The sequence below is a fragment of the Stutzerimonas chloritidismutans AW-1 genome, assembly GCF_000495915.1.
GTDB classification, from domain to species: domain Bacteria; phylum Pseudomonadota; class Gammaproteobacteria; order Pseudomonadales; family Pseudomonadaceae; genus Stutzerimonas; species Stutzerimonas chloritidismutans.
Genome location: NZ_AOFQ01000018.1, coordinates 65381 through 92260, shown reverse-complemented (window position 1 = coordinate 92260; position 26880 = coordinate 65381). Strand labels below are relative to the sequence as shown.

Sequence of the window (26880 nt, the reverse complement as noted above, 5' to 3'; positions counted from 1 at the left end):
GAGCAGGCGGGCCTGACCCAGCCGTTAAAGCCAGATGAAGGTTATAACCCGTTCACCGCACAAACCGATGGCAAGGAGCCCTACGATACCTTGACCGGTCGTATCACCTTCTATTGTGACCACCCGTGGTTTGAGAAGTTGAAGTCCACAGTGCCCACCGCGCGTTTGCACGCCGGGCCTAAGGCATCCAACTACCCATTGAAGTTCTACTCGCCACACGCACGCTGGGGTATCCACTCCAACTGGCGCAGTAATAAATACCTGCTGCGTTTGCAGCGTGGCGAACCGAATATCTACATCAACCCGAAACTGGCAGCACAAAAAGGTATCAAGGACGGTGACACGGTACGGCTGTTTAACGGCAACGGTGACTTTTTTGCTCAGGCGAAGTTCTATCCGAGCATTCCTGCCGACTCGATCATGATGGAGCACGGCTGGGAGCCGCATCAGTACATCAAGCGCAGAAATATGAACATTTCCCACGCCATATTCTTGCAACCACTGGAGCTGGTGGGTAACTGGGGGCACCTGAGGTACGTTTACGGCAGATGGAACGCCAACCAGCACATTCATGAATCAAGCTACGACATTGAACTGGCGAAGCCGGAAGACATTAACGACCCACGTGCCGTTTAAGAGGAAATTATTATGACTGTTAAGCGCCAGCTCAGCATGGTTTTAGATTTAAACAAATGCATTGGTTGCCAGACCTGTACTGCCGCGTGCAAGTTGATGTGGACCAACCGTAATGGCCGCGAATTCATGTACTGGAATAACGTGGAAACGATGCCGGGTAAAGGCTATCCCCGTGATTATCAGAACATGGGCGGTGGCTTCGACAAAGACGGTGCCTTGCGTTTAGGCAAGCAACCAAGCCAGGAAGACTACGGTATTCCCTGGGAATACAACTACGAAGAAGCACTGATGACAGGTACCGACCCCTGGCTGCGTCCTCACGTCAAACCAACCTGGGGTGCCAACTGGGATGAGGACGAGGGTGAAGGCGACTACCCGAACAGTTACTACTTCTACCTGCCACGCTTGTGTAACCACTGCGCCAACCCGGCCTGTTTGGCGGCCTGCTCGCGCAACGCCATTTACAAGCGCCAGGAAGACGGAATCGTACTGGTGGATCAGGAGCGTTGTCGCGGTTATCGCTATTGCGTCAACGCCTGCCCCTACAAAAAAATCTACTTCAATGAGCAAATCTCAAAGTCCGAGAAGTGCATCTTCTGCTATCCGCGCATTGAAAAGGGGTTGCCCACCGCCTGTGCCCAGCAGTGTGTAGGGCGCATTCGCTGGATAGGCTATCGTGATGATGAAGCAGGTCCCATCCATTTGCTGGTAGAAAAGTACAAGGTTGCCTTGCCGCTGCATGCGGAGTGGGGGACGCAGCCCAACGTGTTCTACGTACCACCGATGTCACCACCCAAGTTCGGCCCCAATGGTGAACAACTCGAGGAGTCGCGGATCCCCTTGTCTTATCTGGAAAGCCTGTTTGGCCCCAGAGTAGGAGAAGTGCTGGATACCCTGGCCGAGGCCCGTCAGGCCAAGGCAGACGGTAAAGACAGTGAGCTGATGGACACCCTGATCGGCTTTAAACACGCTGAAATGTTCAAGCTGAGCTAACGGCGGGAGTAACCTTATGACAAATGCTAATACGTCACTGGCTCGCCAGCTGCAAGCCGAACGGGCCGAGGCTCGCGAGGCTATTTACCGCCTGGCTGCGGTCGTGCTTGGCTACCCATTGGCAGAGACCCAGCAGGCACTGGAAGAAGGTCGGCTGCAGATGGCGCTGGATCAAGCCTGGCAGACGCTGGGCGGTGAACCCTGGCCGGAATTTGATATCAGCGAAAGCCTGGAGCAGCTGGAGGTGGGGTATATGTCCACCTTTATCCATGGCCGTCGTGGCAAGCCGCCGGTGCCCTTGGTGGCCAGTGCTTATGCAGGTTTGGTTGACGGGCTCACCCCCGGGGCCTATCTGCTGAATGTGCAGGCCTTTTACACTCACTTTGGCTTGACTGCCGCCGTGAGCGACGAAGGCCATAAAGACGAACCAGATCATCTGGTGGCCATGCTGGAGTTTTGTGCTCTATTGTGTCACCTCGAATCACGGGCGCTGGCGAATGACAGAGATGCCGCCCCTTATCGCCGTGCCCAGCGTGACTTTTTGGCTCGCTACCTGGCACCGCTGCTGCAAGCGATACGAGCCAGCTACGCCAAAGAGAGCCATCACGGTCTGGATCCTAATCTGGAGCACCTGGTGGAGATGTTGCCCGCATGGGCCAATGCCCAGCTGCTGTCGTTAGAAACCCTGGTGGGCCCGAGCCCAAAGCCGGGAGAAGAACGAGCCGCCCCTGCCAATCAGTCCATGTGGGACTGAGCGAGCCATTACCGATGAGGAATCATGCCATGAAACTGGGTCATTTTATGAAAGGCAGCCTTACCCTGGCGCTGGTGTTGGCCAGTGCAGGCGCCCTGGCCGAGCGCAGTGAGCAAAACCCCAATATTCTAGAAATAAAGCCCGGCGATACGGTCAAGGTATCGACAATACCCGATACCATTTTTTTGCGTAGCCAGAACGATCCTGACGATCTGATTTGGAGTCGACTGCCGGTCTACAGTACCTATCTGCTGCCGGCACCGCCGGTGCATCAGTCGGTTAAGTTACGTTTCGATGACGGCGCCACCCGGGGTAAACACATCTATTTCCAGGTTGCCCGCTCTAGCGATCGCTTTTATGTACGGCTGCGTTGGAAGGATGCCACCGAAGACAGGGCAACGACCGTCGATGATTTTCGCGATGGGGTGGCGGTGCAGTATGCCCTTAACGATACAGACACTTCCTATATGATGGGCTCTGGCCCAGAGCAACCGGTGAATATCTGGTATTGGCGCGCCGACCAGAATCGAGTAGAAAATCTGGCTGCCGGCGGCTATGGCAGCACGACTACTTTAACGGAACAGACGGTGTCCGGTGATAGTGCGTACGTCACCAATCAGGTCCCCCAGCACAGCAGCTGGCAGGTCGTCATGTCGCGGCCATTAGCCGCCAAGGGGGAGTTTGAGGTGGATTTTGAGCGCGCCATCGTCCCCATGGGCTTTGCGGTGTGGCAGGGAAGTGACGAAGAGCGCGATGGCAACAAACGCGTGACGCACACCTGGATTCTGCTGGATACCGGGTACGACGGTACTACTAAAAAATAAGGATCTCTCTATGTCGGTTTCTCACTTTGATCCCCAGACCCTGGCACCCACAGATTGTGGCCGTGGCCACGCCTGTCAGTTTTGCCCACAAGAAGAACAATGCCAGCTGGATAAAGGCCGTCATGAAAAGCGGCTGATTGAATCGCGCCTGGCAGATATTGGCCAAATCATCATGGTCATGGCCAACAAGGGGGGGGTGGGTAAAAGCACGGTATCGGCCAACGTGGCCGCCGGTCTTGCCGCTCAGGGTTATCGGGTGGGGGTGGCCGATGCGGATATTCATGGGCCCAATCAGAGTCGATTTTTCGGCTTTGTCGGCCAGCGAGTGCGCTTGACTAACCAAGGGCTGCCCCCTCAAGCCTTTGCCTATGAAGGTATTGAACATCCGGTGCGAGTGGGCTCGCTGGCGTTCATGATGGAGCGCGACGATACCCCTATTGTGTGGCGTGATGCCTACAAGCATGACTTTATGCACCATTTGATTGGCTCGTTCGACTGGGGGCCACTGGATTTTCTGGTCATTGATATGCCACCGGGCACGGGTAACGAACTGATCACCCTGGCCGACATGCTGGAAGGCCATGATGTGGCGGCGCTGTTGACCACCACGCCGCAAGAAGTGGCATTAATGGACAGCCTGAAAGCGGTGCGTTTTTGCCAGGAGCGCAAGCTGCCCCTGATTGGCGTGGTCGAGAACATGGCGGGCGTCACCTGCCCCCATTGCAGCGGTCATTTTCACGTGTTTCCGCGCGCCCATCTGGCGGCGGCCCTGGCGGAAGTCGAAGTGGAGTCGATAGCACAAATTCCCTTGTCGCTGGCGTTATCCAGCGGCTCCGATACCGGGGTGCCTGTTATTTTATCCGCGCCCGATGGGGCCGAAGCCCGAGCCTTTGCGCCCGCGGTGGCGGCGGTGCGTGCCCATGGCGAGGCCATTTTTGCCGAAGCGGCCGCCGCGTCTCTGCACAGCCTGACCCAGGCCGGGCTGGAAGCCCCCGAGCTTGAGCAAGCGCTGAATGCGGTGGCGCCGGAACAAAGAGCGGCGCTGCGCGAACAACTGGCCTCTTTGCTGGGCAATAGTCAGGGCCCCATTCATTAGAGTGGGTGCTTTGTCGCCGATGCTCGTCATCGATTTATTTCTAAATATGCGAGAGTGCTGTCATGACCGAAACCCGTACCCCCAATCGTCGTCATTTCTTTCGTCAACTGTTGGGCACTGACCAACATGCGCCCAATCGCGCCCCCTGGCATAGAGTGCCCGAAGTGGGGGCCGGCGACGGGGATGTGCTGTGGTCCGGCTGGAGTGGCGATGGCGAACTGTTTGTAGTGGGCGACGAAGGTCGGGTGCTGCGCTATACCGGTGTGGCCGATGCCGAAGGTCGGTTATTGCAGACGATGGCGGTACCAGAGCGCCTGCCATTACACGGCATCTGGGGATTAACGGCCGATAACCTGTATGCCGTGGGCTGGATGGGTTGCCTGTTGCATTATGACGGTGAGCAGTGGCACAAGCTGCGCGGCGGACGTATTGATGAGCGCAGCGGACGCTTTGCCGCCAGCGAAGAAAACACGCCGCTGTTTGCCATCGATGGTAACGAGCTGGGCCAGGCCTGGGCGGTAGGTGATGATGGCGTTATTCTGCATTTTGACGGCGTTAGCTGGCAGCGCGAGACCTGCCCTACCCAGATTAATCTGCGTGCGGTGGCCTGCGCCGATAACAGTACTGTTTATGCGGCCGGCGGCGAAGGTACCGTGCTCAAGCGGGACGCCAGCGGGGTGTGGGCGGCGCTTGATTGCCCGCTGGGCTCCGGTTTTCAAACCATGTTGGTGCAGGATGACGGTAGCTTGCTGTTGGGTGGCGGCCGTTATTTTGTCGATCACGGCGGCTTTCGGGGCGAACTGGTGCGCTATCAAAATGGGATGTTTCAGGCTCTGAACTTCGACGAGCCCATGCCGCGCTTGCGCGCGCTCAAGTCCTACAAAGACGGCGTGCTGATCGTCGGCGATCAGGGCCACTTGTATTACCTGAACGACTTGCGGCTGGACAAGCTCGAAAGCAACAGCCGCCACGATCTAATGGATATTATTGTGTTGTCCACCGGCGAAGCGTTGGTGGTGGGCGATTTTGGCACTATTATGACCGCCGCCGAAGACTTTACCCAGGCGCTGGCACCGCCACCCCAGGCAGCGGATGCCAGCCCCTGGGAGCTAATGGATGTGCCCAGCAAACATCAGCTGTGGGGTATTATCGAAGGCGTTGACGGTAGCTGTTACGCCTGTGGCGAAGCCGGTAGTGTGTGGCGCTTGCGTGACGGAGAAAATAGCTGGGAAGCCTTGCCGGCCCCCAGCGAGCTGGCGGTGCACTGCCTGTGGGACAGCGGCAATGGCTTGTTTGCTGCCGGTCAGCTGGGGCGTATTTATCGCTTTGGTGGCACCGAGTGGACACTGCATTTTGAGCTGCATTTAGATGTGACCATAATGGCGATGTGGGGCAGCGGACCGGATTCCATTTACGCCGTAGGCGATGAAGGCCTGATACTGCACTTTGATGGTTTGCGCTGGCAGCGTATGCCCAGCGGCACCCAGTCTGCGTTATATGGTTTATGGGCCTGGGACAACGAACACTTGCTGGCGCCAGGCGACTTTGGCCTGATGCTGCGCTACAACGGCAAAGAGTGGACCGAGTTCAACGTGGGCACCGAGAGCTTTTTATACGGTGTTTGGGGCGACAGCCTGAGCAATATTTATACCATTGGGCTTTCTGGCACACTGGCGCACTTTAATGGCCAGCGCTGGCAGCAAATGGCCACCCGGTTGCGTGACGATCTGTTGGCCATCTCCGGCTCGCCTGCGGCGGGGGCTTATGCGGTAGGCACACGGGGTTGCGTGCTGCGATTAGAAGGCGAGCAGTGGCTGACTGAGCCAAGCGGCAGCGAGGTTGGGCTGCGCGCGGTATGCGCCACCCAGGGCGGCACCGTATATGCGGCAGGTGATCGAGGCACCATTCTGCGTCGGCTAACAAAAAAATAGGGGTAAGCGGATTAAATGGTTGATCTTACCTTTGCATGAGAGTGAGACAGACCGGCATCTCATCGGATTATCTGGTTGATGCTTCACCTACTGCTGGTGCATGTTTCCTTCGCTAATTCCAGCAAGAACCCCACACGCCTCAACTTCCCGGTCATCGTTGCAACTCGCTCTCAGTGAAACGAGTTGTTTCTCAAGCGCTTGCAGAGCGGTTATCTGCGACCGCACATGAGAGATGTGATCATCGAGCAAGGCGTTGACGGCGGTACAAGGCTGATGAGGGTCGTCCTGATAGCTCTGTAGTTCGTGAATCTCAGCCAGTGACAGGCCCAGGATTCTGCAGCGACGGATGAAGGCCAGCCCCTCACCATGCTTCTCGGTATAGACACGGTAACCGTTGTCCTGCCGATCAGGCGGCGGCAACAAGCCCTGCTGTTCATAGAAGCGGATCGTCTGTGTTTCGACCCCTACCAACTGCGCCAACTGACCAATGCGCATCAGCCTCCTCCCCAACGGATTCTTTACTCTATTGACCTTATAGTAGCTTTATAGTTTTAAATGGTACCACAACATTGTTCAAGTGGAGTCGTATCATGAGCAAATCCTGTGGTGGCGCCTGTGGCGGTGATGCAACGTCCGCAGCGGATACCGATATACAGGCCTCCTCCGAGGCGCCAGGGAGATGGGTCAGTGTTTATGCCGTGCCGAAGATGGACTGTCCATCAGAAGAACGAATGATTCGCCTAGCCCTGAACGGCTTTGAGGAGATTCGGGCGCTGTCCTTCGACTTGTCGAACCGCCGGCTGAAGGTCGTGCATGACGGCGAGGTCGAGCCCGTCACCTCGAAACTGAAGACCTTGGGGCTAGGCGCCGCGCTTCAGGAAAGCGTTGCTGCAAATCCGGAGACCATCAAGGCCGCCGAGTTCTCGGCAGCTTCTGCTGAGCAAGAATCCGGGACCCTGCGCTGGTTGCTCGGCATCAATGCACTTCTGTTCGTGGTGGAAATGACTGCCGGTCTGATCGCCCAGTCCACCGGCCTGATTGGAGAATCCCTGGACAATTTTGCCGATGCGGCGGTGTACGGGCTTGCCCTTTATGCGGTTGGACATAGCGTGAAAATGCAGGTACGTGCCGCGCATCTTGCTGGTGTACTGCAACTGATCTTGGCTGTGGGCGTGCTCGTAGAGGTGGTGAGACGCTTTGTATTCGGTAGTGAGCCTGAATCGCTGGTGATGATGGCTATCGCATTCGTCGCATTGATTGCCAATACCAGTTGTCTGCTGCTCATATCCAAACATCGGGAAGGCGGGGCGCACATGAAGGCAAGCTGGATATTCTCGGCCAACGACGTGGTGATCAACCTGGGGGTCATCACCGCCGGCGCCCTGGTCGCGTGGACCGGTTCCAATTATCCGGATCTGATTATCGGCACCATCGCGGGGGGCATTGTACTTAACGGTGCCAGACGCATTTTGGCGTTGAAGGGTTAAATAATGCTCATTATTGGCAAAAAGCTCTCGCCGTATGCCCTATTGTCCATATCGGGCCTGCTGGCAGCGTCTGATCAGGCTGTAAAGTGGCTGGTGCAGCAATCAATGGCCTATGGCGAGTATGTTTCGGTGACCCCGTTCTTTAACTGGGTGCACCTATGGAACACCGGTGCCGCATTCAGTCTTTTTGCGAATGGTGGAGGCTGGCAGCGCTACTTTTTTATCGGAATCGCGGTAGTGGTCTCGATTTTTCTGATCAAGCTGATCCTTGAAAATCGTCATAAAGGAGAAGCCATCGCTTACAGTCTTATCCTCGGTGGCGCCATGGGCAACCTGATTGACCGGGTCTTTCGCGGCTATGTTGTGGATTCCTTTGATTTCTATTGGCGAGATTGGCATTGGCCGGCCTTCAACCTGGCTGATATTGCAATTGTCCTCGGTGCCTTACTTTTCGTTTCCAGCAGTTTGTTGGGTAAAAAAGCAAACACCAATGCCGAGCCGGATGGATCTGACTGACACCTACGCCTATACAACACCATGACCGAACTTCCCGACAACATCCTTCCCCTGCCGCAATACCAAGTACTGGGCTGCAAATCAACCGACGACGAAATGCACTTCCAGGTGGACGTGCCCGATCCCATCGCCTGCGAGGAATGCGGCGTGCAGGGTGAGTTCGTACGGTTCGGCAAGCGTGACGTTCCCTATCGTGATCTGCCCATCCACGGCAAGCGGGTCACTCTCTGGGTGGTCCGCCGCCGATACACCTGCCGGGCCTGCAAGACAACATTCAGGCCCCAGCTACCGGAGATGGTGGACGGATTCCGTATGACACTGCGGCTGCATGAGTACGTGGAGAAGGAATCCTTCAACCACCCCTACACCTTTGTGGCGGCACAGACCGGCCTGGACGAGAAGACGGTGCGCGACATCTTCAACGCCCGCGCCGAGTTCCTGGGGCGCTGGCACCGCTTCGAGACGCCCCGCATCCTGGGCATTGACGAGCTATACCTGAACAAGCGCTACCGCTGCATTCTGACCAACATTGAGGAGCGAACCCTGCTCGACCTGCTGGCCACCCGCCGCCAGGACGTGGTGACCAACTACCTGATGAAGCTGAAAGACCGGCAGAAGGTCGAGATCGTCAGCATGGACATGTGGAACCCCTACCGGGCAGCGGTCAAGGCTGTGCTGCCCCAGGCCCGTATCGTGGTCGATAAGTTCCATGTGGTGCGCATGGCCAACGATGCCCTAGAGAGAGTGCGCAAGGGCCTCAGAAAGGAGCTGAAACCGTCCCAGAGCCGGACTCTCAAGGGAGACCGGAAAATCCTGCTGAAACGCGCTCACGAAGTCTCAGACCGGGAGCGCCTCATCATGGAGACCTGGACAGGCGCGTTCCCGCAACTGCTGGCCGCCTACGAGCACAAGGAGCGCTTCTACGGCATCTGGGACGCCACCACACGGCTCCAGGCAGAAGCCGCCCTGGACGAGTGGATAGCCACCATCCCGAAGGGCCAAAAGGAAGTCTGGAGCGATCTGGTCAGGGCAGTGGGAAACTGGCGCGAAGAGACCATGACCTACTTCGAGACGGACATGCCCGTCACCAACGCTTACACGGAGTCCATCAACCGACTGGCCAAGGACAAGAACCGTGAAGGGCGCGGTTACTCCTTCGAGGTGATGCGGGCACGAATGCTCTACACCACGAAGCACAAGAAGAAGGCACCGACTGCGAAGGTCTCTCCTTTCTACAAGAAAACCATCGGTTACGGACTGCCGGACTTCGCAGAGGAACTCAACTACGGAGTCGATCTATCAACCATCTGAGGGTGGTATCAGATTGATGGGGTGAAGGTGCCCCATCAACCATTAAATCCGTATACCCATAACGCTGAGGGTCGGCGGCAGGTGCTTGAGGCTGCCCAGCTTGCCGTTCAGGCCCGCATATGGTCCTGGCATTCCCTTCACGCCAACGTCGTGACTGAAAGGAGTTGCGGCCAACAGTTCAATACCCACCTTATCGGTGACCATGTAGGCGAAGTTCAGGCCCAGCTGAGTATTGCTGTCCAGCGTAGCTTTGGAGCCAGCGACGTCGCCGAGAACGGCATGGTTGATGTCACTGCTATCTTCGTGCGGATCAACGGTAATAGCACCAGCGCGAACGATGATGTCCCCGGCTTCGAAAGCCTGGGCGAAGGGGGCGGCCAGCGCCAGGGCCAGCGCGGAAGCGGTGAACAGGGTCTTGCGCATGATGATGCTCCGTTTGTTGGAATGCGATTGAGCGCCATGGTAGGGACTGAGCGCTGGGGCTTTTTGATCCAGCTCAATGAAAAACGCCGCCTCGACTGCGACGAAACGCCCGGGTTGCTTTGCGTCAACTCACAGATGATAATGTTTCTCTTTTGAGTTAACGACCGTCTGCAAGGACCCTTCAATGCCTTCCTTCTTCCCCCGCCTGCTGGCGGTTGCCGTGCTGCCGTGCTGTCTTCAGCTTTATGCCGGGTCGCTGTCCGCGGCACCGCTGGACGCCGCGCTGGATGAGAGCGAGCGTTTGTCCGCCGAGGCGAAGGCCTCGCAGGCGCGGATCGACCAGCTCGACGACGCCACTCGCGAGATGCTCAACGAGTACCGCAGTGCTTTGCAGCAGACCGAAGCGCTGAAGGCCTACAACAAGCAGTTGCAGGAGCTGACCGCAGCGCAGAGCAAGGAACTTGTGGGCTTTCAGCGCCAGCTGGACAGCATCGAGCGCACCCAGGAAGCCGTTACGCCGCAGATGAGCCGTATGGTCGAGGTGCTTGGGGAATTCATCGCGGCCGATCTGCCGTTCCTCCCCGATGAGCGTGCCGACCGTCTGGCCGGCCTGCAGGACCTACTGCCACGCGCCGACGTCAGCCTGGCGGAAAAGTACCGGCGCATCCTCGAGGCCTATCAGATCGAAAGCGATTACGGCCGCACGCTGGAAGCCTGGCGTGGCGAGCTGCCGGGCGACGCGGAGTCACGCAGCGTCGAATTCCTGCGGCTCGGTCGAGTGATGCTCTATTACCAGACTCTCGATGCTCACGAGAGCGGCTGGTGGAATCCGCAGACTCGCGCCTGGGAAGTGCTCGACGGCAGCGCCCGCCGACCGCTCACGCAGGCCATCGCCATCGCCCGCCAGCAACAGGCTCCGGCCTACCTGCAATTGCCCGTGAAGACCCTGGCCGAGGAGGCCGCGCAATGAGCCGTCTGTTTTCCCTCCTTCTTGTCGCGCTGTTGCCCCTCACGGCTCATTCGGCAGAACCGCTCAGTCCCGACCAGCTGCTCGAGCGCATTCGCAGCGACCGTGCCGCCGAGGTCAGCGCCATGCAGGCCCGCGAGCAGGCCTTCGTTCGTGATCGTGGCGAGCAGCAGCAATTGCTTTCCCGGGCCCGTGCCGCACTGGCCGAGCAGAAGGCCGAGGCCGAACGCCTGAAGGCCGACTTTGATCGCCAGGAGGCCGAGCTGGCCGAGCAGGAAAAACTCCTGGCGCAGCGTGTTGGCCATCTGGGTGAGCTGTTCGGCGTCGTGCGCCAGAGTGCAGGTGACATCGTTGGCCAGTGGCAGGACAGTCTGCTCAACGCCCAGTACCCCGAGCGCCTGACCCAGCTGCGCAGCCTGGCGGAAAGCCGCGCGCTGCCGTCGGCCGATGACCTCGATGCGTTCTGGATGACCCTGCTGGAAGACCTGGCGGCCAGCGGCCGCGTCGAGCGCGTACAGCTGCCGGTGGTGGGCACCGATGGCGCGCGCAGCGAGCAGCCGGTACTGCGGGTCGGCAGCTTCTCCGCATTCACCGACGAGGCCTTCCTGCGCTACGACGCCGATGCCGGCGAGCTGCTGGTACCGACACGCCAGCCGTCCGGTCAGGATTTGATCGAAGACTATCTGAGCAGCTCCGATGCGCTGGCTACATTGCCGGTGGATCCGAGTCGCGGCACGCTGATCGCCCAGCTGCAACGCCAGCCGGACCTGTGGGATCGCGTCAAGCAAGGCGGTCTGGTCGGTGGCGTCATTCTGGTGCTCGGTGCCGTCGGCCTGCTGCTGGCGATCTGGCGCATGGTGTATCTGGGTGGCGTCGGGCGCAAGGTGGGCGGCCAGATGCGCGAGCTGAACCAGCCGCGCGACGACAATCCGCTCGGCCGCATCATAGGCGTGCTGGGGCCGAAGCCACAGTTGTCGGATCTGGAGACCCTCGAGCTCAAGCTGGACGAGGCGATCCTCCAGGAAACCCCGCCATTGGAGCGCGGTCAGCCGCTGCTCAAGCTGCTGGCGGCCGTTGCTCCGCTGCTCGGCCTGCTGGGTACCGTGACCGGCATGATCATCACTTTCCAGGCCATAACCCAGAGCGGTGGCGGCGACTCGCGGCTGATGGCCGACGGTATCTCCCAGGCGCTGGTAACCACGGTGCTGGGCCTGGTGGTAGCGATTCCGCTGCTGTTCCTGCACAGCCTGCTGGCCAGCCGTAGCAAGGCGCTGATCCAGTTGCTGGAGCAGCAGAGCGCCGGCCTCATCGCGCTGCACCTGTCGGGGGCGCCACGCCGTGACTGATCTGCGCGCTCACTGGCTCGGTCTGATCGACAGCGGTCACGCGCTGCTCGATTTCATGGCTGCCGGCGGCGTGGTGATGTGGGCGCTGGCCGGCCTGTGCGTGCTGTATTGGACGTTGGTTTTCGAACGCCTGTGGTTCATGCGGCGGGTCTTCCCGCACTGGGTCGAGTCACGCCGCCAGGCCTGGGCGCAGATGGCCGATGAGCCTGGTAGCTGGCAGCGTGCGGTGCGTTCGGCCTGGCTCGCGCAGGCTCAGCAGCAGTTGTCCGGACCGCTACGGCTGAGCAAGACCCTGGTGGCGATGTATCCGCTGCTTGGCTTGCTCGGTACGGTCAGCGGCATGATCGCGGTTTTCGACGTGCTGGCGCTCAGTGGCTCCGGCAACCCACGCGGCATGGCCGCGGGTGTCTGGCAGGCGACCCTGCCGACCATGGCCGGCATGGTGCTGGCCATCACAGGATTGTTCAGTCTGGCGCGCCTAGAGCGAATCGCGCGCCAGTCTCTCGACCGGCTGGCTGACCAGCTGCGTCACGACTGAGGATTAGCGGGATGCGTATGCGCCGTCATCATTACCAGCAGGAAGAAGATACCGGCATCGATCTCACGCCGATGCTCGATGTGGTCTTCATCATGCTGATCTTCTTCATCGTCACCAGCTCCTTCATCAAGGAATCCGGTGTCGAAGTCCAGCGCCCGCAGGCGGACACCGCCAGCACTCAGGATAAGGGCAATATTCTCATCGCCGTCACGGCCGATGGCCAGGTCTGGATCGACAAGCAGGTGGTCGACGTACGCAGTGTGCGGGCGCATGTCGAGCGTCTGCGCGTGGATCAGCCGGAGGGCGCGGTGGTCGTCCAGGCTGACCAGGATGCGCGCACCGGCCTGGTGGTGCAGGTCATGGATCAGGCGCGTCAGGCTGGCGTGCAAGACGTTGCGCTGGCCGCCAGCACGGGGTCGCGCTGATGCAACCGCGGCTGGTCCGTTTCAGTCTGGCCTTCATCGCCGCCTGTGTGGTGGCGTTGCTGCTGTTCGCCCTGATGCTGAGCATGGTCAATCCCCCGCGCAGCAAGATTGAGGAAGATCCATTGGCGATTGCCAATTTTGTGCGCATGGATGGGCGCAACGAGGACACCGCCACGCGTTCACGTCAGCAGGCGCCACAGCCACCGCAGCCGAAGACGCCACAACCGCCGACGCCACCGACGCCGAACATGGCGACCCCAGACGCCAATCTGCCCAAGCTCGACCTCGACCTGCCGAACATCGACGCAGGCGTATCGGTCGCCACCGCTCCGGCGCCCAGTCTGTCCGGCCTGACGGCGGCACAGAGTGCCCCGGCCGCGGCGCCAGCGCCGGCCAGTGCGGCAGTCGAAGCGGCGGGCAAGCCCGGCGGCCCGGAGCAGGAAGTGATGCCGCTCAATGATGTACGTCCGGAGTATCCCTACCGTGCGCGGCAACAGGGCATCGAAGGGCATATCAAACTGGCATTCACCATCAACCCGCAGGGGCGGGTGGAGAACATCCGCGTGCTGGAAGCCTCGCCTCGTAACGTGTTCGACCGCGAGGCCCGGCGCGCGGCGGCCCGCTGGCGTTTCGCGCCGCGTACCGAAAATGGTGCGCCGGTATCCCGTGAAGCCGTGAAAACCCTGCACTTCCGCCTGCAAGGAGAACGCTGAGATGCTTCGTTTGCTGCTCGTGCTGTCGCTTTTTCTCTCCGCTTCGGCCCAGGCCGCCCAGGCCATCGACCCCGCGGTGTTCATGGCGCTCGAGCGAGCGCAGACCGCGCAGAGCAAGGGCGACTATGCCGCTGCGCACAAGGCGCTGGAGGGCGTCAGCGCCAAGGCTGGTAGCGGTGAAGAGGCGTTGCTCTGGCGCAGTCGCGGCTATCTGGCGTGGGCCGAAGGCAATAATCGCCAGGCGCTGGAATGGCTGGACAAGGCAGTGGCCAGCGGCAAGCTGGACGAAGAGCTGCTGGCCGGCGAGCGGATGAACCTCGCGCGGCTGAACCTGGTCGAGGGTCGCTACGCCAAGGTGGTCAGCTTGCTGGGCTCGGCTAATCAGGGCAACGAAGAAGTGCTGCAGATGCTGGTGCAGGCTTACCAGGGCCTCGGTCAGCATGCCAAAGCGCTGCCGCTGGCCGAGCGTTATGTGCAGGCGAACCCGAAGGCGGGTGATACCTGGCTGCAGTTCCTGGTTGCCGGCAACGCCGAGCTCAAGCGCTATCAGGCTGCCGAACGCTGGCAACAAAAGCTGCTGCTGCGCCACTCCGATCAGGTCAAGGCCTGGCGGCAGCTGGCCGGCCTGCAGCAGATGGCCGGCGCTGAAGATCGCGCGCTGGCGACGCTGCGCACTGCGCACGCGAAGGGCTTGCGCTTCAGTGAGGCGGAGCTGGACAACCTGGTCGCTCTCGCTAGTGCCGCTGGGCAGCCATGGCAAGGCGCCAAACTGCTCGAAGGTATGCTGGCGTCACGCTTGCTGCCGAGCAATGCCAGTCGCCAGGAGCGCATGGGCATGCTCTGGTGGCAGGCCCGCGAGCGCACCGAGGCCGCGAAGATCTATCGCCAGCTGGCGACTCAGACCGGCAGCGCGAAGTTCTGGATGAATGTGGCGCAGCTCGAGCTGGAACAGGCTCGTTGGCAGGCCGGGCTTGACGCGCTGAAGCAGGCCGAGCGGGCCGGCGCCGAACGTCGTCGCGTGCGCGAATGGCGCGAGTGGGCGGAAGGTGAGCTCAGTTTCGAGCGTGAGAAGCAGATCGCCAGCGCGCACTGACCTCTGGCAGAAGCGTAATCGCCACCGCGTTGCCGGATGGCGATTACTGCAATTCGTAGGGATAGATCTTCTGTGCCTGCATGCGATAACCAGCCTCTGCCAGCTCGCTGCTGGCGTGTTCCACCCTCAGCGGCCCCTCGATCCAGAAGGGTTCATATAGCGCTTCCACCCGCACGCCCAGCTCGCTGGTGGCATGCACGATCTGGTTGGATGGCGGTGGGGGCACGTGAATGCAGGCGCCGAAGTAGGGCACCAGCAGGAATTCGATGACGCGCCCTTCCTCGGTCATGTCCAGCGGCACGATATACCCCGGCAACTTCACCATCTGCCCATCGAGCGCTTCGACCACTGGCGCGGCCGGCGACTGTTGTGCGGCAGCCGGCCCAGCCTCGGCAGCCAGCGTATCGGCCAGCTGCGACATGTCATGCATGGCCATTGGCGGCGGTGGTGGCGGCGCACCCTCGGGAATCAGCTCCGACCACTGTAGATCGCGGACGTCATCGGCATACGCAGAGACCGCACAGGCTAGCAGCAGAGCAAGCAGCAGGCGCGACATCGGGTTCCTCACAGTCGAATCGACAGGCCATCGGCCAGCGATTGGCGATAGGCCCGCCAGGCCGGCACGCTGCCCATCAGCAGTGCCGCCAGCAGGATAGCGCCGAGCAGTCCCCACTCATAGGCGCTCGGCCAGGCCAGCGGCAGATAAAGGCCGTAGAGGCTCTGCAGCGGCGCCTGAGCGATGGCGATGCCGATATACAGCAGGGCCAGCCCCAGCAGCGTGCCCGCGAGGGCCAGGCCGAACGCCTCGATGATCAATAGCGCGGCGATATGCCAGGGGCGAGCACCCACCGAGCGCAGGATCGCCATCTCCCGGCGTCGCTCGTTGAGGCTGGTGAGGATCGCCGTGAGCATGCCGATCAGGCCGGTCAGCACGACGAACAGCGAGACCACGAACAGCGCTTTCTCGGCCGTGCCCATCAGGCTCCAGAGCTCCTGCAGGGCGACGCCGGGCAGGATCGCCAGCAGCGGCTCGCCGCGGTACTGGTTGATTTCCCGCTGCAGGGTGAAGGTGGCGATCTTGCTGTTCAGACCGAGCAGGACCGCAGTGATCTGCTGCGGCTGGAGATCGAGTGCCCGCGCTTGCTCGGCGTCGATACGCGCGGCGCCGCGGGCTGGCATGCCGTTCTGCCAGTCGACATGCAGCGCTTCCATGCCGGCCAGACTGATGTGCAGGGTACGGTCGACCGGCGTGCCGGTGCGCTGCAGCACGCCGACCACGCGGAACGGTTTGTCATCGTGCTGTACAAGGCTGACACGCGCTACGCCATGGGCGAGGACGATGCTGTCGTCGAGTTTGTAGCCCAGTGCGCTGGCCACTTCCGCGCCAAGCACGACCTCGAAAGGATCGCTTTCGAAGGCGCGGCCTTCTGCCAGGTGCAGCGGCTGTTTGCGACCGTAGCGGTAATGCTCGAAATAGGCCGTGTTGGTGCCCATTACGCGATAGCCACGATGGGAGTCGCCCAGGGAAATCGGAATCGCCCAAGCGACCCGCGGGTGTTCGGCGAAGCGCTGGTAGCTGTCCCAACGGATGTTGTTGGTCGCATTGCCGATGCGGAACACCGAGTACAGCAACAGATTGACCGAGCCGGAGCGCGCACCGACCACCAGATCGGTGCCGCTGATGGTGCTGGCGAAGCTGGCGCGGGTTTCGTTGCGCACCCGTTCGACGGCGAGCAGCAGGCACACCGAGAGGGCGATGGCGAACACGGTCAGCAGGGCGGTGAAGCGCCGATTGTTCAGGCTCGCCAGGGCCAGGCGCAGGAGATACATCGCTCAGCACTCCACTGCGCGCGTCGCGCGATTGAGCTCGGCCAGCGACAGGCTGCGGTCGAACAGTGGCGCCAGGCCCTGGTCATGGCTGACGAACAGCAGGCTCGCGCCGGCTGCGCGGCACTCGGAGAACAGCAGCTGCAGAAAGGCTTCGCGGCTATCCGCATCCAGCGCCGAGGTCGGCTCGTCGGCGATAACCAGCTCCGGCTGGCCGATCAGTGCGCGGGCAGCAGCGACGCGTTGCTGCTGGCCGATGGAGAGCGCATCGGCACGACGCTCGAACAGCTCCGGGGGCAGTCCCAGATGCTCCAGCAGGCTCGCCGCCGCGGCATCCGTACTGCCGTGGCGCTTGCGCGCACGTTCGGCACGCAGCGGCGAAAAATGGCAGGGCAGGCCGACGTTCTCGCGTACCGAAAGAAAAGGCAGCAGGTTGAACTGCTGGAAGATGTAGCCGGTGTGATCGACGCGGAAGCGGTCACGGGCACCGGCCGACAGGCTGCCGAGGTCGCTGTCGAGCAGGCGGATACTGCCGCGGCCAGCCTTTTGCACACCGCCGATCAGGCCGAGCAGGGTGGTCTTGCCGCTGCCCGACGGGCCCTTGAGGAACAGGCTTTCGCCGCGTTCGAGGCGAAACGAGGGAATGTCCAGCAGCTCGGCCTGGCGGGGCCAGGCGAAGCCGAGGTTGTCGATTACGAGAAGTGGAGCGCTCATCGGGGTCCAGTGCTGGTTCAGAAGGGCAACTGCGCGTGGGCCGGAGTCAGTTCCGTGCCCTGCTGGCCGCTCGGGCCGATCAGTTGTACCTGAATCTTTTCCGTGCCGGGAAAGCTTTCGAACAGCCGTGTGAGATCCAGTGCGCGCAGCACCTCTGGGTTGCTGCAGGCGAGTTGGTAGTGCGCTTCGATATCGCTGTGGCCACCGGCTTCGTGGTCGTCGTGGTCGTGCTTATCCTCCTGCTTGTGTTCATGATCATCGCCGCGCTGATAGCCCGCATGGGCCGAGCCGAGCAGTTCGCCGGCAAACTGCTGTTCACTGACGCTACAACCTGCCGCCGCCGGGAGGCCGAACAGGGCCAGAGGTTGTTCCAGTTGCGAGCGTACGCTGGCGATCTTCGCCTCATCTGCTGCGCTGGCGGCAGCGTGCTCGAAACCGAGCAGGTTCATCGCCGGGCTGATCAGCTCCAGCTCCAGCTGATTGCCATCCAGTGCCACATTCAGGCGCGCCGCGCCATGCTCATGCGCACCCAGGCTGGTGGCGCCTTCGTGTTCATGGTGATGATCGTCTTCATGTGCTTGGCTGTAGCTCAGGGGCAGCAGAAGCAAAAGCACGGCAAAAAGTAGGTGGCGCATGGTCGGCTCCATCGAAAGGGGTTCGTTACGTTATAACAACTTTGTCGTGCGGCTGGCCAGTCCGCTGCCTTCATGTGAGGATGAACGCATAGCTCTGGAGGGACAGCATGATTCGAATCCGTGGACGCATAGGAGATTGGCCGGTCGATCTGGAAATCGAGCTGGACGCCCAGGACTGGATGAACCTGACCCGTAGCGTCGGCACCGATGAGGCTGCGGCGGGTGGCGTCCCGGCGCCTGCGACGCCACCTGGCGACGCCCTGTGGCACAGTGCGCGGGAGCGACTGCGCTGCGCTGGCAAGCTGGACGGCCCGGAATTGCTCGCCGAACTGGAAGCGCTCGCCGGCAATGCGCAGCTGGCCAAGCGGCTGCTGGTGCGCTTGCGTCACTGTGACGAGGTGAAGGTCGAGCACGGCGCCGACTCGGCTTGCTATCACTGGGTCGGCGCGCCTTCCTGATGGCGCGCCGGAGGTTTGCCCGCGATCAGTAGATCGCCTGGTAAAGCTTGCGGCGGTACAGCGTCACCAGCGGGTGGTCATTACCCAGCAGATCGAAAACCTGTAGCAGCGTCTTGTGCGGCTGCCCATCGGCGTACCCGCGGTTGCGCACGAACAGCTTGAGCAGGCCGTCGAGCGCCGCCTCGTATTGCTGGCGAGCCAGTTGCTGGATGGCCAGCTGATACGCCGCTTCATCGTCCTCGCCATTCTGCGCCAGGCGACTCTTCAGGGTGGCGACTTCCGGCAGGTCGTTGGCCTGGCGCAGAAACGTCAGCTGAGCACGGGCGCCGGCCAGAGCCTGCTTGTGCTCATCGCCTTTTACCGCGTTGAGCACCGTTTCCGCTTCGCCCAGTTCTCCGCGTTCGGCCAGGCAGCGGGCATAAAGAATCAGCCCGGCAGCGTTCTCGTTGTCTTCACTCAGCAGCTGCTGCAGCTGCGCCTCGGCCTCGGCGAAACGGCCTTCGGCGAAGGCGGCCTGCGCGCTTTCCAGCAGGTTGCCCTGCGGCGTCGCCGGAGCCTGCACGTGGGGCTCGAGCATGGCGCGAATCGCCGATTCCGGCTGCGCACCGGCAAAGCCGTCCACTGGTTGACCATCCTTGAACAACACCACGGTTGGCAGGCTGCGGATGCCGAAACGGGCGACGACCTCCTGTTCGATGTCGCAGTTGACCTTGGCCAGCAGCAGCTCACCCTGATACTCCTCGGCGATCTTCGCCAGCAGCGGCATCAGGGCCTTGCACGGCGCGCACCATTCGGCCCAGAAATCCACCAGTACCGGCTTGTGAAACGAGTTCTCGAGCACCAGCTGTTCGAAGCTGGCGGTGGTGACATCGAAGATATAGGGCGTCTGGCTCATCGGGATTCTCGTGGGCGACGAATGACTGAAAGGCTGTGCATGGTATGTGGGGGCGCTCGCCACGGGAAGCAAAGGCTCGCATGGCGGTTGCCATTGGTCTATGGTTGCGCCCGCCAGGTGGCGCAGGCCTCTTGCCGGCGCATCGTGGCGCAACCCTTTTCCTAGACCGGTGCGGCGTTTGCAGTCGCGCGTCATAAGGAGTTTCACATGTCCGTTCTCTCCGACTTCCGGGAGCGCTACCTCGTGCGCTTCTGGTCGCCGCTGCCCGCGCTTGTCGCGCTGGGCGTCGCTTCCGCTTACTACTTCGCCATAACCGGCACCTTCTGGGCTGTCACCGGCGAGTTCACTCGCTGGGGTGGACACGTCATTTCCTGGTTCGGCTACGCACCCGAGGAGTGGAGTTACTTCAAGCTGATCGGCTTGTCCGGCACTCCGCTCGATCGCGTGGATGGCGTGATGATCATCGGCATGTTGCTTGGCGCACTGTGTGCGGCGTTGTGGGCAAACAACGTCAGCCTGCGCTGGCCGACCAGCAAGCGCCGCTTGGTGCAGGGGCTGATCGGCGGGGTGGTCGCCGGCTTCGGCGCGCGCCTGGCAATGGGTTGCAACCTGGCGGCTTTCTTCACCGGCATTCCGATGTTTTCGCTGCACGCCTGGGCGTTCATGTTGGCCACCGTGGGTGGCGCCTGGATTGGCGTGAAAATCTGCCTGTTGCCCTGGTTGCGCACGCCGCTGAAGGTCGGCAGCCAGGCCAGTTCGCTGTTCGGCGATGCGGAGGGCACGCGGCGGCGGGCCACGGTGCAGGCCCGGATCGGCACGGCGGTTGCGGTGCTTGCGGTCGCCTTCGCTGCCTGGCGTTTCGATGCCTCGCTGGTGCTGGGCATGGCGGTGCTGTTCGGACTCCTGTTCGGCGGGCTGATCGAGCGTGCACAGATCTGCTTTACCAGTGCCGCCCGCGATCTCTGGACCACCGGCCGAACCCGCGCTGCCTACGGCATCCTGCTGGGCATGGCTGTGGCCTGCGTCGGTACCTTCGGTGCCATCGCGCTAGGGGCAAGCCCGAAGATTTTCTGGATGGGGCCGAACGCAATCATCGGTGGCGTGCTGTTCGGCATCGGCATCGTCGTCGCCGGCGGCTGCGAAACTGGCTGGATGTATCGCGCCATGGAAGGGCAGGTGCACTTCTGGGTGGTCGGCGTCGGCAATGTCATCGGCGGCACGCTGGTGGCGGTCTACTGGGATGAGCTCGGCACGTCGCTGGCGCTGCCCTATCCGAAGATCAATCTGCTGGAGAGCTTTGGCCCGGCCAGTGGCTTGCTGCTGACCTTCGCCGGCCTGGCCGTCGCCATGTTACTGGTGCACCTCAATGCACGTCGTTTCCAATCGAAAAGGAGCCCTGCCCGTGAGCCAGGCCAAACCGAATCTCTCGCTTGATCTGCGTGGCGAGCATTGCCCGTACAACGCCATCGCTACGCTGGAAACCCTGGAAACCATGCAGCCGGGGCAGCTGCTCGAGGTGGTAACCGATTGTTCGCAGTCGGTGCATGGCATCCCCGAGGACGCCAAGGCCAAGGGCTACAACTGCCTGGCAGTGGAACAGCACGGCCCCCTGTTTCGTTTTCTGATCGAAGTGCCGCGTTGAGAGACTGCGCCATGGCGGCCTTGAAGGGTTGTTATGGCAGAAGCGGCCAGCTGCCCAGCTCATCGTAGCGCACGCCGTCCGCCGTATTGACTGAACGGTAGAGCACGAAGCGATCGACGTGCCAGGTGAAGTCTGGCGCCGATTGCTGCGCTCGGCTCCGGGCCTGGCGGCTCAGCGTCAGGTGCGGTAGGAATGGCCGGCAGTCGAGCACGACGCCAAGCGCTGCCAGCCGTTCGCTCAGTGCTTCGACCAGCTGCAGCAGCGCGGGCGGTGTACTGGCGGGCTGCAGGCAGATGAAACCTTTGCCGATGGTGGTCAGGCGGTCGAGGGTCAGGCTGAAAGCTTCGGCGTGCACGGTTGCAGCCATCTGAAGCAGCGCGTCGAGGTGTTCTCTCGGTTGTGCGCCAAGAAAGGCCAGGGGCAGGTGCAGGTTGTCCTGCGGCACCGCTCGGCCATCGATCGCCTGGTCGTCCCGCCACGCGCAGATCGCAGCCGCCTGCTCGGGCGGGCAGGGCAGGGCGAAGAACAGGCGCAGGGTGTTGTCGATCATGGCGGGTCCCTAGTCGCAGCGGCACAGATTGGTGGAAAACGCTTCGCGGTTTTTCACCCTGGCTCAGACTCTTCAGCTCCTTGCAGCGTGATAGAGGCTCACGTGCCTGAACTCCGCAGGCTCTGCCAGATCCGGCCAAGTGCAGGCATCCAGCACGTCCACGCGCCGATACAGCGGATGAGCGAAATCGCGCACCCGTGAGTCAGCCACTAGCGCTTCGCGTCCACGACTGAGGAAGTGATCCAGCAGCGGCAGGTTGGCGCGGTCGTAGAGCACGTCAGCGACGATGATCAGGTCGTAGCGATCCGCCTCGCCGAAGAAGTCCTGCGAATAGCGTAGCTCGACCTCATTCAGCGCGGCGTTGGCCTGGCAGGCGGCGAGCGCCAGCGGGTCCAGGTCGCAGGCCACCACTTCGGCAGCGCCCGCCTTGGCCGCGGCGATGGCGGCGACGCCCGAGCCCGCGCCGAAATCGAGCACGCGCTTGCCTCGCACCCATTCCGGCCGGTCGGCCAGCCAGCGCGCCAGCACCAGGCCGCTGGCCCAGCAGAAGCTCCAGTACGGCGGGTCTTCGAGTATCCGCCGGGTTTCCTCGGGGCTGAAGGCGCGATCCATGTTGGCGGCGTCGATCAGCCAGAGTCGCAGATCGGTGCCCGGCAGCGGCTCGGCAACCAGGCGTGCGTCGCCCAGCAGATCGTTCAATGCCGCCTGTAAGGGTGCCGGTGCCGTCACGGCGCCGGGACCAGCTGTAGCGGGCCGAGCGCCTGGCTGGCGGGGCTGGCAATGCTGCGCGATGGCAGGCGCATGATCAGCTGTCCCGCTCGCGTGACTCGGCCGCGCAGCTCCACGCGCTGGCCCGGACGAAAAGTGTCCGGGTTGAACTGCAGGATGAATGGCAATTCGCTGCCGCGGCCCTTGAGCTGAACGTTGCTGAGCAGGCGGTCCGGCTGGTCGCGACGATCAACTTCCAGTAAGGCGAGTTCGACGTCGCTGCCAGCCGGCGCGCCGATCAGGCTGCCGCTCAGTTCGTTGAGCAATTTGGAGTGCGGGGCCGTGCTCAGCTCGACCGGCGCGGTCGGCGGCTCGCTGGGTTGGCTGCTGCAGCCGGCGAGCAAGGTCAGGAAGGCAGGGAGAACGAAAAAACGTGGCGGCACGGACAGCCTCCTGAACGACGATTGCGGGTTGTATAGCAGCAAAGCCGTCGCCTTGTCTTGCGGGTCGGATGCGCTACCATGGCCGTCCCGACGTACGACCGATTTCAGTCCCATGCATTGTCCCTTCTGTGCTGCCAACGATACCAAGGTCATCGATTCCCGCCTGGTTGCCGAAGGCGATCAGGTGCGCCGCCGCCGCGAGTGTCTGGCCTGTGGCGAGCGTTTCACCACCTTCGAAACCGCCGAGCTGGTGATGCCGCGCCTGATCAAGTCCGATGGCAGCCGACAGCCGTTCGACGAGCAGAAACTGCGCGCCGGCATGCAGCGTGCGCTGGAAAAGCGTCCGGTCAGCGTCGAGCGTCTCGAAGCGGCCATCGCCCATATCAAGCATCAGCTGCGCGCTACCGGCGAGCGCGAAATCAAGTCGCGGGTGCTCGGCGAGCTGGTGATGGCCGAGCTGCAGAAGCTCGACGAGGTCGCCTATATCCGCTTTGCCTCGGTCTACCGCCGCTTCCAGGACCTCAACGAATTCCGCGAGGAGATCGAGCGGCTGTCCCGCGAGCCCGCGAAGCCCGAATGACTACTGATCACGCCTGGATGGCCCGCGCGCTGCAGTTGGCGCGCAAGGGGCTGTATTCGACCCATCCGAACCCTCGGGTCGGTTGCGTCATCGTCGCTGATGGCGAGCTGGTCGGTGAGGGCTGGCACCTACGTGCCGGCGAGCCGCATGCGGAAGTCCATGCGCTGCGCCAGGCGGGTGAGCGCGCCCGCGGTGCCACCGCGTACGTCACCCTCGAACCCTGCAGCCATTACGGACGCACGCCGCCCTGTGCCGAAGCGCTGGTCAAGGCCGGTGTCGGCCGCGTGGTGGCGGCCGTGCAGGACCCCAATCCGCAGGTCGCCGGGAACGGTCTGGCGCTGCTGCGTAGCGCCGGCATCGAGGTCGCCAGCGGCGTGCTGGAAGGCGAGGCGCGGGAACTCAATGCGGGCTTTATCAAACGCATGGAAAGCGGCCTGCCATACGTGCGCGCCAAGCTGGCCATGAGCCTGGACGGGCGCACCGCGATGGCCAGCGGCGAAAGCCAGTGGATCACCGGCCCGGCCGCACGTGCCGAGGTGCAGCGCTTGCGCGCCCGCTCCAGCGTGGTGCTGACCGGCGCCGATACCGTGCTCATGGACGCCGCGCGGCTGACCGTGCGTGGCGATGAGCTGGGGCTGGATGCGGAAACCACGGCACTGGCGCTGCAGCGTCCGCCTCTGCGGGTGCTGGTCGATGGGCAGCTGCGCGTGCCGCTGGATGCGCCGTTCTTTCAGGCAGGTCCGGCGCTGGTCGCCACCACTGTCGCTGGCCGTGAGGGTGCGTTCGCTGCTGCGGGGCATGAGTTGCTGGTGTTGGGCCAGGAGCGGGTCGATCTAACTGCATTGTTGCGTGAGCTGGGCGCGCGTGGTGCCAACGAGGTGCTGGTCGAAGCCGGCCCGCGGCTGGTCGGCGCCTTCGCCGGTCTTGGTTTGATCGACGAATACCAGATATTCATGGCCGCCAAGTTTCTCGGCTCCTCGGCGCGGCCGTTGCTGGAGCTACCGCTTGAGCGCATGAGCGAGGCGCGCGAGCTGAAGATCGTCGACATCCGGGCGGTGGGCGACGACTGGAAGATCGTGGCACGTCCGGCCAGCTGATCGACAACCCGTGCCGGCTGTGGCCGCCGATAGCCTGCGTCTTGCATTCAGATAGCTGCTACCGGGCGATAACGGGCTGCCCCGCGCCGCTATTTGTGTTAAAAACGCTGCCGGGCCGCAAGCGGCCCAACGTTCTCAGGGCGGGGTGCGATTCCCCACCGGCGGTAATGGCGCAGTTACAAGGATGAAAGCGTAGCGAGCGCTGGGCAGGCAAGGCGTGATTCGACGAGAAGGCGGAGTTTACCCTGGTAAATGAGTACTTCGAGGAGGGCCACAACGCAGCATGCTCTGCGCGCAGTAGCTTTCAATCGCGTCTAGCCCGCGAGCGCTTGCTTCGGCAAGGTCAGCAGACCCGGTGTGATTCCGGGGCCGACGGTATAGTCCGGATGAGAGAGAGCGGGATATCCCGATGGACGCCGTCCGTGCGCCCGTCATGCATCCCTATCGATCCGTAGCGCCCTGTTTTTCAAAAACAGGAGTTCGTCGTATGCAGCGTTTTACCCGCCTTCCTCGGGAGGCCACATGTTCACCGGAATAATCGAAGCCATCGGCACCATCCGTGCGCTCACGCCCAAGGGCGGCGACGTACGCGTGCTGGTCGAAACCGGCAAGCTGGATCTGGGCGACGTCAAACTGGGCGACAGCATCGCGGTCAACGGCGTCTGCCTGACTGCGGTCGAGCTGCCGGGCAACGGCTTCTGGGCCGATGTCAGCCGCGAAACCCTTGCGCGCACCGCCTTTATCGACCTCAAGGCCGGCAGTCGGGTCAATCTGGAGAAGGCCCTGACGCCTACCAGCCGCCTCGGCGGGCACCTGGTCAGCGGTCACGTCGACGGCGTCGGCGAGGTCGTGGCGCGTGAAGATAACGCCCGCGCCGTGCAGTTCCGCATCCGTGCGCCGCGCGAGCTGGCCAAGTACATCGCGCTCAAGGGCTCGATCACCGTGGACGGCACCAGCCTCACGGTCAATGCGGTCAACGGCGCGGAGTTCGAGCTGACCATCGTGCCGCACACCCTCGGCGAAACCATCATGGCCGACTACCGCCCCGGGCGGCAGGTGAATCTGGAAGTCGACCTGCTGGCGCGTTACCTGGAGCGCCTGATGATGGGCGACAAGGCCGCCGAACCCAAGGCCTCGGGGCTCACCGAAGGTTTTCTCGCCGAGCACGGCTACCTGAAGAATTGAGGAGACGCTCCATGGCGCTCAATACCGCTGAAGAACTGATCGAAGACATCCGCGCCGGCAAGATGGTCATCCTCATGGATGACGAGGACCGCGAGAACGAGGGCGACATCATCGTCGCCTCCGAATGCGTCACCGCCGAGCACATCAACTTCATGGCCCGCTTTGCCCGCGGCCTGATCTGCATGCCGATGACCCGCGAGCGCTGTGAGCTGCTCAAACTGCCGCTGATGGCGCCGCGCAATGGTTCCGGTTTCGGCACCAAATTCACCGTTTCCATCGAGGCGGCTGAAGGCGTGACCACCGGCATTTCCGCGGCCGACCGCGCGCGTACCGTGCAGGCAGCTGTAGCGCGAGCAGCGAAAGCCGAAGACATCGTCAGCCCTGGCCACATCTTCCCGCTGATGGCGCAACCGGGCGGCGTACTGGCGCGTGCCGGTCACACCGAGGCGGCATGTGATCTGGCGCGCATGGCAGGCTTCGAACCATCCGGCGTGATCTGCGAGATCATGAACGACGACGGCACCATGGCGCGCCGCCCGGAGCTTGAGCTGTTCGCCGAGCAGCACGGGCTGAAGATCGGCACCATCGCCGACCTGATCCACTACCGCATGATCCACGAGCGCACAGTCGAGCGGGTTTCCGAGCAGCCGCTGGAAACCGAGCTGGGCCAGTTCAACCTGGTCACCTACCGCGACGGCGTCGAGGACACCGTGCACATGGCACTGACCCGAGGTGAAATCTCCCCGGAAGAACCCACGCTGGTGCGCGTGCACAACATGGAGCCGCTGCGTGATCTGCTGCTGGTCACCGTGCCGGGTCGCTGGAGCCTGCGTGCTGCGATGAGCGAAGTGGCCAAGGCCGGCAAGGGCGTTGTGCTGCTGCTCGGCAACCCGCTGACCGGCCCGCAGTTGCTGGCGCAGCTGACCCGCCAGCAGCCGCCGACCCCGGCGACCTACAGCACCGTCGGTGCCGGTTCGCAGATCCTGCGTGATCTTGGTGTACGCAAGATGCGCCTGATGAGCGCGCCGATGAAGTTCAACGCGATATCCGGCTTCGATCTGGAAGTTGTAGAATACCTCCCGGCCGAATAATC

At 62.3% G+C, this 26880-nt stretch carries 31 protein-coding genes and 1 pseudogene; 22 read left to right on the top strand and 10 right to left on the bottom strand.

From position 1 onward, the window contains the following. The 6 genes from F753_RS0124755 to F753_RS32070 form a co-directional block, all read left to right on the top strand. A partial coding sequence (locus tag F753_RS0124755) for a molybdopterin dinucleotide binding domain-containing protein (RefSeq protein WP_031297400.1) occupies window positions 1–636 on the top strand: 636 nt, incomplete at its 5' end. A gap of 12 nt (window positions 637–648) precedes the next feature. After that, window positions 649–1629 (top strand): chlorate reductase subunit beta, encoded by a 981-nt coding sequence (gene clrB / locus F753_RS32085; protein ID WP_031297398.1) that lies wholly within the window; start codon window positions 649–651, stop codon window positions 1627–1629. Window positions 1630–1645: 16 nt separating this feature from the next. Then, window positions 1646–2383, top strand: a complete 738-nt coding sequence (locus F753_RS32080; protein ID WP_023444702.1) for a molecular chaperone TorD family protein — start codon at window positions 1646–1648, stop codon at window positions 2381–2383. A gap of 29 nt (window positions 2384–2412) precedes the next feature. Further along, window positions 2413–3207 (top strand): chlorate reductase subunit gamma, encoded by a 795-nt coding sequence (clrC, locus tag F753_RS32075; RefSeq protein ID WP_023444701.1) that lies wholly within the window; start codon window positions 2413–2415, stop codon window positions 3205–3207. A gap of 10 nt (window positions 3208–3217) precedes the next feature. Further along, entirely contained in the window at window positions 3218–4303 is a 1086-nt protein-coding gene (locus F753_RS0124750) for a P-loop NTPase (RefSeq protein ID WP_051375859.1), read from the top strand. Between the two features lie 62 nt (window positions 4304–4365). Continuing rightward, window positions 4366–6234, top strand: a complete 1869-nt coding sequence (locus F753_RS32070) for a WD40/YVTN/BNR-like repeat-containing protein (protein WP_031297393.1) — start codon at window positions 4366–4368, stop codon at window positions 6232–6234. Window positions 6235–6321: 87 nt separating this feature from the next. Here the strand turns inward: F753_RS32070 and cadR are convergent, their stop codons facing one another. Beyond that, window positions 6322–6729, bottom strand: a complete 408-nt coding sequence (gene cadR / locus F753_RS32065; RefSeq protein ID WP_004364961.1) for a Cd(II)/Pb(II)-responsive transcriptional regulator — start codon at window positions 6727–6729, stop codon at window positions 6322–6324. A gap of 95 nt (window positions 6730–6824) precedes the next feature. Between cadR and F753_RS32060 the strand changes: the two genes are divergently transcribed. Genes F753_RS32060 through F753_RS32050 form a run of 3 tightly spaced genes read left to right on the top strand, consistent with a single transcriptional unit; the run spans window position 6825 to window position 9548 of the window. Continuing rightward, on the top strand, window positions 6825–7721 hold the full coding sequence (locus tag F753_RS32060) for a cation efflux transmembrane domain-containing protein (RefSeq protein ID WP_031297392.1): 897 nt from the start codon (window positions 6825–6827) through the stop codon (window positions 7719–7721). 3 nt (window positions 7722–7724) lie between these two features. Next, window positions 7725–8237 (top strand): signal peptidase II, encoded by a 513-nt coding sequence (gene lspA / locus F753_RS32055; RefSeq protein ID WP_004863699.1) that lies wholly within the window; start codon window positions 7725–7727, stop codon window positions 8235–8237. A 21-nt stretch (window positions 8238–8258) separates the two neighbouring features. Continuing rightward, window positions 8259–9548, top strand: a complete 1290-nt coding sequence (locus tag F753_RS32050) for an ISL3-like element ISPpu12 family transposase (RefSeq protein ID WP_023444696.1) — start codon at window positions 8259–8261, stop codon at window positions 9546–9548. A gap of 57 nt (window positions 9549–9605) precedes the next feature. On the opposite strand, the pseudogene F753_RS32045 reads toward F753_RS32050, so the two are convergent. Beyond that, a pseudogene (locus F753_RS32045) lies at window positions 9606–9971 on the bottom strand (OmpW family outer membrane protein); the annotation flags it as partial. 184 nt (window positions 9972–10155) lie between these two features. Here F753_RS32045 and F753_RS32040 point away from each other — a divergent pair. From F753_RS32040 to F753_RS32015, 6 genes are read left to right on the top strand one after another with little or no spacing between them, the layout of a single operon-like run. Continuing rightward, the gene (locus F753_RS32040) at window positions 10156–10941 is read left to right on the top strand and encodes a DUF3450 domain-containing protein (RefSeq protein ID WP_023444693.1); all 786 of its coding nucleotides are present in this window, start codon (window positions 10156–10158) and stop codon (window positions 10939–10941) included. Continuing rightward, window positions 10938–12284: a MotA/TolQ/ExbB proton channel family protein gene (locus F753_RS32035; protein ID WP_023444692.1), complete on the top strand. Its 1347-nt coding sequence runs from the start codon at window positions 10938–10940 to the stop codon at window positions 12282–12284. The genes F753_RS32040 and F753_RS32035 overlap by 4 nt, the downstream gene beginning before the upstream one ends. Next, the gene (locus tag F753_RS32030; RefSeq protein ID WP_014821584.1) at window positions 12277–12822 is read left to right on the top strand and encodes a MotA/TolQ/ExbB proton channel family protein; all 546 of its coding nucleotides are present in this window, start codon (window positions 12277–12279) and stop codon (window positions 12820–12822) included. The genes F753_RS32035 and F753_RS32030 overlap by 8 nt, the downstream gene beginning before the upstream one ends. 11 nt (window positions 12823–12833) lie before the next feature. Next, window positions 12834–13247 carry an ExbD/TolR family protein gene (locus F753_RS32025; RefSeq protein ID WP_023444691.1) on the top strand — a complete coding sequence of 138 codons (414 nt, stop codon included), beginning with the start codon at window positions 12834–12836 and terminating at the stop codon, window positions 13245–13247. Then, window positions 13247–13960 (top strand): energy transducer TonB, encoded by a 714-nt coding sequence (locus F753_RS32020; protein ID WP_014821583.1) that lies wholly within the window; start codon window positions 13247–13249, stop codon window positions 13958–13960. Before F753_RS32025 ends, F753_RS32020 begins: the two co-directional genes overlap by 1 nt. A 1-nt stretch (window position 13961) precedes the next feature. Next, window positions 13962–15053 (top strand): tetratricopeptide repeat protein, encoded by a 1092-nt coding sequence (locus F753_RS32015; protein ID WP_023444690.1) that lies wholly within the window; start codon window positions 13962–13964, stop codon window positions 15051–15053. Between the two features lie 43 nt (window positions 15054–15096). On the opposite strand, the gene F753_RS32010 is transcribed toward F753_RS32015, so the two are convergent. The 4 genes from F753_RS32010 to F753_RS31995 are packed head-to-tail and all read right to left on the bottom strand — an operon-like array spanning window position 15097 to window position 18241. Continuing rightward, complete coding sequence (locus F753_RS32010; protein ID WP_023444689.1) at window positions 15097–15609, bottom strand: DUF3299 domain-containing protein; 513 nt, start codon at window positions 15607–15609, stop codon at window positions 15097–15099. An 8-nt stretch (window positions 15610–15617) separates the two neighbouring features. Next, window positions 15618–16883 carry an ABC transporter permease gene (locus F753_RS32005; RefSeq protein WP_023444688.1) on the bottom strand — a complete coding sequence of 422 codons (1266 nt, stop codon included), beginning with the start codon at window positions 16881–16883 and terminating at the stop codon, window positions 15618–15620. Between the two features lie 3 nt (window positions 16884–16886). Beyond that, a complete protein-coding gene (locus tag F753_RS32000; RefSeq protein WP_023444687.1) occupies window positions 16887–17594 on the bottom strand; it encodes an ABC transporter ATP-binding protein in 708 nt (235 codons plus the stop codon). Between the two features lie 17 nt (window positions 17595–17611). Then, window positions 17612–18241, bottom strand: a complete 630-nt coding sequence (locus tag F753_RS31995) for a DUF2796 domain-containing protein (protein WP_023444686.1) — start codon at window positions 18239–18241, stop codon at window positions 17612–17614. A 95-nt stretch (window positions 18242–18336) separates the two neighbouring features. On the opposite strand from F753_RS31995, the gene F753_RS31990 reads away from it, so the two are divergent. After that, window positions 18337–18687 (top strand): hypothetical protein, encoded by a 351-nt coding sequence (locus F753_RS31990; RefSeq protein ID WP_023444685.1) that lies wholly within the window; start codon window positions 18337–18339, stop codon window positions 18685–18687. A 25-nt stretch (window positions 18688–18712) separates the two neighbouring features. On the opposite strand, the gene trxA is transcribed toward F753_RS31990, so the two are convergent. Beyond that, the gene (trxA, locus tag F753_RS31985; RefSeq protein WP_023444684.1) at window positions 18713–19582 is read right to left on the bottom strand and encodes a thioredoxin; all 870 of its coding nucleotides are present in this window, start codon (window positions 19580–19582) and stop codon (window positions 18713–18715) included. A gap of 207 nt (window positions 19583–19789) precedes the next feature. Here trxA and yedE point away from each other — a divergent pair, with 207 nt between their 5' ends. Next, the gene (gene yedE / locus F753_RS31980; RefSeq protein ID WP_023444683.1) at window positions 19790–21016 is read left to right on the top strand and encodes a selenium metabolism membrane protein YedE/FdhT; all 1227 of its coding nucleotides are present in this window, start codon (window positions 19790–19792) and stop codon (window positions 21014–21016) included. After that, the gene (gene yedF / locus F753_RS31975) at window positions 20985–21224 is read left to right on the top strand and encodes a sulfurtransferase-like selenium metabolism protein YedF (RefSeq protein WP_023444682.1); all 240 of its coding nucleotides are present in this window, start codon (window positions 20985–20987) and stop codon (window positions 21222–21224) included. Before yedE ends, yedF begins: the two co-directional genes overlap by 32 nt. 31 nt (window positions 21225–21255) lie before the next feature. Here the strand turns inward: yedF and thpR are convergent, their stop codons facing one another. The 3 genes from thpR to F753_RS31960 form a co-directional block, all read right to left on the bottom strand. Continuing rightward, a complete protein-coding gene (thpR, locus tag F753_RS31970) occupies window positions 21256–21774 on the bottom strand; it encodes an RNA 2',3'-cyclic phosphodiesterase (RefSeq protein WP_023444681.1) in 519 nt (172 codons plus the stop codon). A gap of 72 nt (window positions 21775–21846) precedes the next feature. Continuing rightward, a complete protein-coding gene (locus F753_RS31965) occupies window positions 21847–22503 on the bottom strand; it encodes a class I SAM-dependent methyltransferase (RefSeq protein ID WP_031297387.1) in 657 nt (218 codons plus the stop codon). Beyond that, window positions 22500–22925: a YbaY family lipoprotein gene (locus tag F753_RS31960; protein ID WP_023444679.1), complete on the bottom strand. Its 426-nt coding sequence runs from the start codon at window positions 22923–22925 to the stop codon at window positions 22500–22502. Before F753_RS31960 ends, F753_RS31965 begins: the two co-directional genes overlap by 4 nt. Before the next feature lie 112 nt (window positions 22926–23037). Here F753_RS31960 and nrdR point away from each other — a divergent pair, with 112 nt between their 5' ends. The 4 genes from nrdR to ribBA all read left to right on the top strand — a co-directional run bounded on the left by nrdR (window position 23038) and on the right by ribBA (window position 26878). Continuing rightward, the gene (nrdR, locus tag F753_RS31955; protein WP_003281766.1) at window positions 23038–23505 is read left to right on the top strand and encodes a transcriptional regulator NrdR; all 468 of its coding nucleotides are present in this window, start codon (window positions 23038–23040) and stop codon (window positions 23503–23505) included. After that, window positions 23502–24602 (top strand): bifunctional diaminohydroxyphosphoribosylaminopyrimidine deaminase/5-amino-6-(5-phosphoribosylamino)uracil reductase RibD, encoded by a 1101-nt coding sequence (gene ribD / locus F753_RS31950; protein WP_023444678.1) that lies wholly within the window; start codon window positions 23502–23504, stop codon window positions 24600–24602. The genes nrdR and ribD overlap by 4 nt, the downstream gene beginning before the upstream one ends. A 522-nt stretch (window positions 24603–25124) precedes the next feature. Further along, entirely contained in the window at window positions 25125–25787 is a 663-nt protein-coding gene (locus F753_RS31945) for a riboflavin synthase (protein ID WP_011912026.1), read from the top strand. Window positions 25788–25798: 11 nt separating this feature from the next. After that, a complete protein-coding gene (ribBA, locus tag F753_RS31940) occupies window positions 25799–26878 on the top strand; it encodes a bifunctional 3,4-dihydroxy-2-butanone-4-phosphate synthase/GTP cyclohydrolase II (protein WP_014595797.1) in 1080 nt (359 codons plus the stop codon). Window positions 26879–26880 lie beyond the last annotated feature (2 nt).

Coding starts and splice junctions, on each gene's coding strand:
- F753_RS32035 (WP_023444692.1), top strand. CDS start 10,938: ATGAGCCGTCTGTTTTCCCTCCTTCTTGTCGCGCTGTTGCCCCTCACG.
- F753_RS32040 (WP_023444693.1), top strand. CDS start 10,156: ATGCCTTCCTTCTTCCCCCGCCTGCTGGCGGTTGCCGTGCTGCCGTGC.
- nrdR (WP_003281766.1), top strand. CDS start 23,038: ATGCATTGTCCCTTCTGTGCTGCCAACGATACCAAGGTCATCGATTCC.
- trxA (WP_023444684.1), bottom strand. CDS start 19,582: ATGAGCCAGACGCCCTATATCTTCGATGTCACCACCGCCAGCTTCGAA.
- F753_RS32010 (WP_023444689.1), bottom strand. CDS start 15,609: ATGTCGCGCCTGCTGCTTGCTCTGCTGCTAGCCTGTGCGGTCTCTGCG.
- F753_RS32020 (WP_014821583.1), top strand. CDS start 13,247: ATGCAACCGCGGCTGGTCCGTTTCAGTCTGGCCTTCATCGCCGCCTGT.
- clrC (WP_023444701.1), top strand. CDS start 2,413: ATGAAACTGGGTCATTTTATGAAAGGCAGCCTTACCCTGGCGCTGGTG.
- F753_RS0124750 (WP_051375859.1), top strand. CDS start 3,218: ATGTCGGTTTCTCACTTTGATCCCCAGACCCTGGCACCCACAGATTGT.
- yedE (WP_023444683.1), top strand. CDS start 19,790: ATGTCCGTTCTCTCCGACTTCCGGGAGCGCTACCTCGTGCGCTTCTGG.
- ribD (WP_023444678.1), top strand. CDS start 23,502: ATGACTACTGATCACGCCTGGATGGCCCGCGCGCTGCAGTTGGCGCGC.
- ribBA (WP_014595797.1), top strand. CDS start 25,799: ATGGCGCTCAATACCGCTGAAGAACTGATCGAAGACATCCGCGCCGGC.
- F753_RS32025 (WP_023444691.1), top strand. CDS start 12,834: ATGCGTATGCGCCGTCATCATTACCAGCAGGAAGAAGATACCGGCATC.
- cadR (WP_004364961.1), bottom strand. CDS start 6,729: ATGCGCATTGGTCAGTTGGCGCAGTTGGTAGGGGTCGAAACACAGACG.
- clrB (WP_031297398.1), top strand. CDS start 649: ATGACTGTTAAGCGCCAGCTCAGCATGGTTTTAGATTTAAACAAATGC.
- F753_RS31990 (WP_023444685.1), top strand. CDS start 18,337: ATGATTCGAATCCGTGGACGCATAGGAGATTGGCCGGTCGATCTGGAA.
- F753_RS32000 (WP_023444687.1), bottom strand. CDS start 17,594: ATGAGCGCTCCACTTCTCGTAATCGACAACCTCGGCTTCGCCTGGCCC.
- F753_RS32005 (WP_023444688.1), bottom strand. CDS start 16,883: ATGTATCTCCTGCGCCTGGCCCTGGCGAGCCTGAACAATCGGCGCTTC.
- F753_RS32080 (WP_023444702.1), top strand. CDS start 1,646: ATGACAAATGCTAATACGTCACTGGCTCGCCAGCTGCAAGCCGAACGG.
- F753_RS31945 (WP_011912026.1), top strand. CDS start 25,125: ATGTTCACCGGAATAATCGAAGCCATCGGCACCATCCGTGCGCTCACG.
- F753_RS32050 (WP_023444696.1), top strand. CDS start 8,259: ATGACCGAACTTCCCGACAACATCCTTCCCCTGCCGCAATACCAAGTA.
- F753_RS32015 (WP_023444690.1), top strand. CDS start 13,962: ATGCTTCGTTTGCTGCTCGTGCTGTCGCTTTTTCTCTCCGCTTCGGCC.
- F753_RS32070 (WP_031297393.1), top strand. CDS start 4,366: ATGACCGAAACCCGTACCCCCAATCGTCGTCATTTCTTTCGTCAACTG.
- F753_RS32060 (WP_031297392.1), top strand. CDS start 6,825: ATGAGCAAATCCTGTGGTGGCGCCTGTGGCGGTGATGCAACGTCCGCA.
- thpR (WP_023444681.1), bottom strand. CDS start 21,774: ATGATCGACAACACCCTGCGCCTGTTCTTCGCCCTGCCCTGCCCGCCC.
- F753_RS31995 (WP_023444686.1), bottom strand. CDS start 18,241: ATGGAGCCGACCATGCGCCACCTACTTTTTGCCGTGCTTTTGCTTCTG.
- lspA (WP_004863699.1), top strand. CDS start 7,725: ATGCTCATTATTGGCAAAAAGCTCTCGCCGTATGCCCTATTGTCCATA.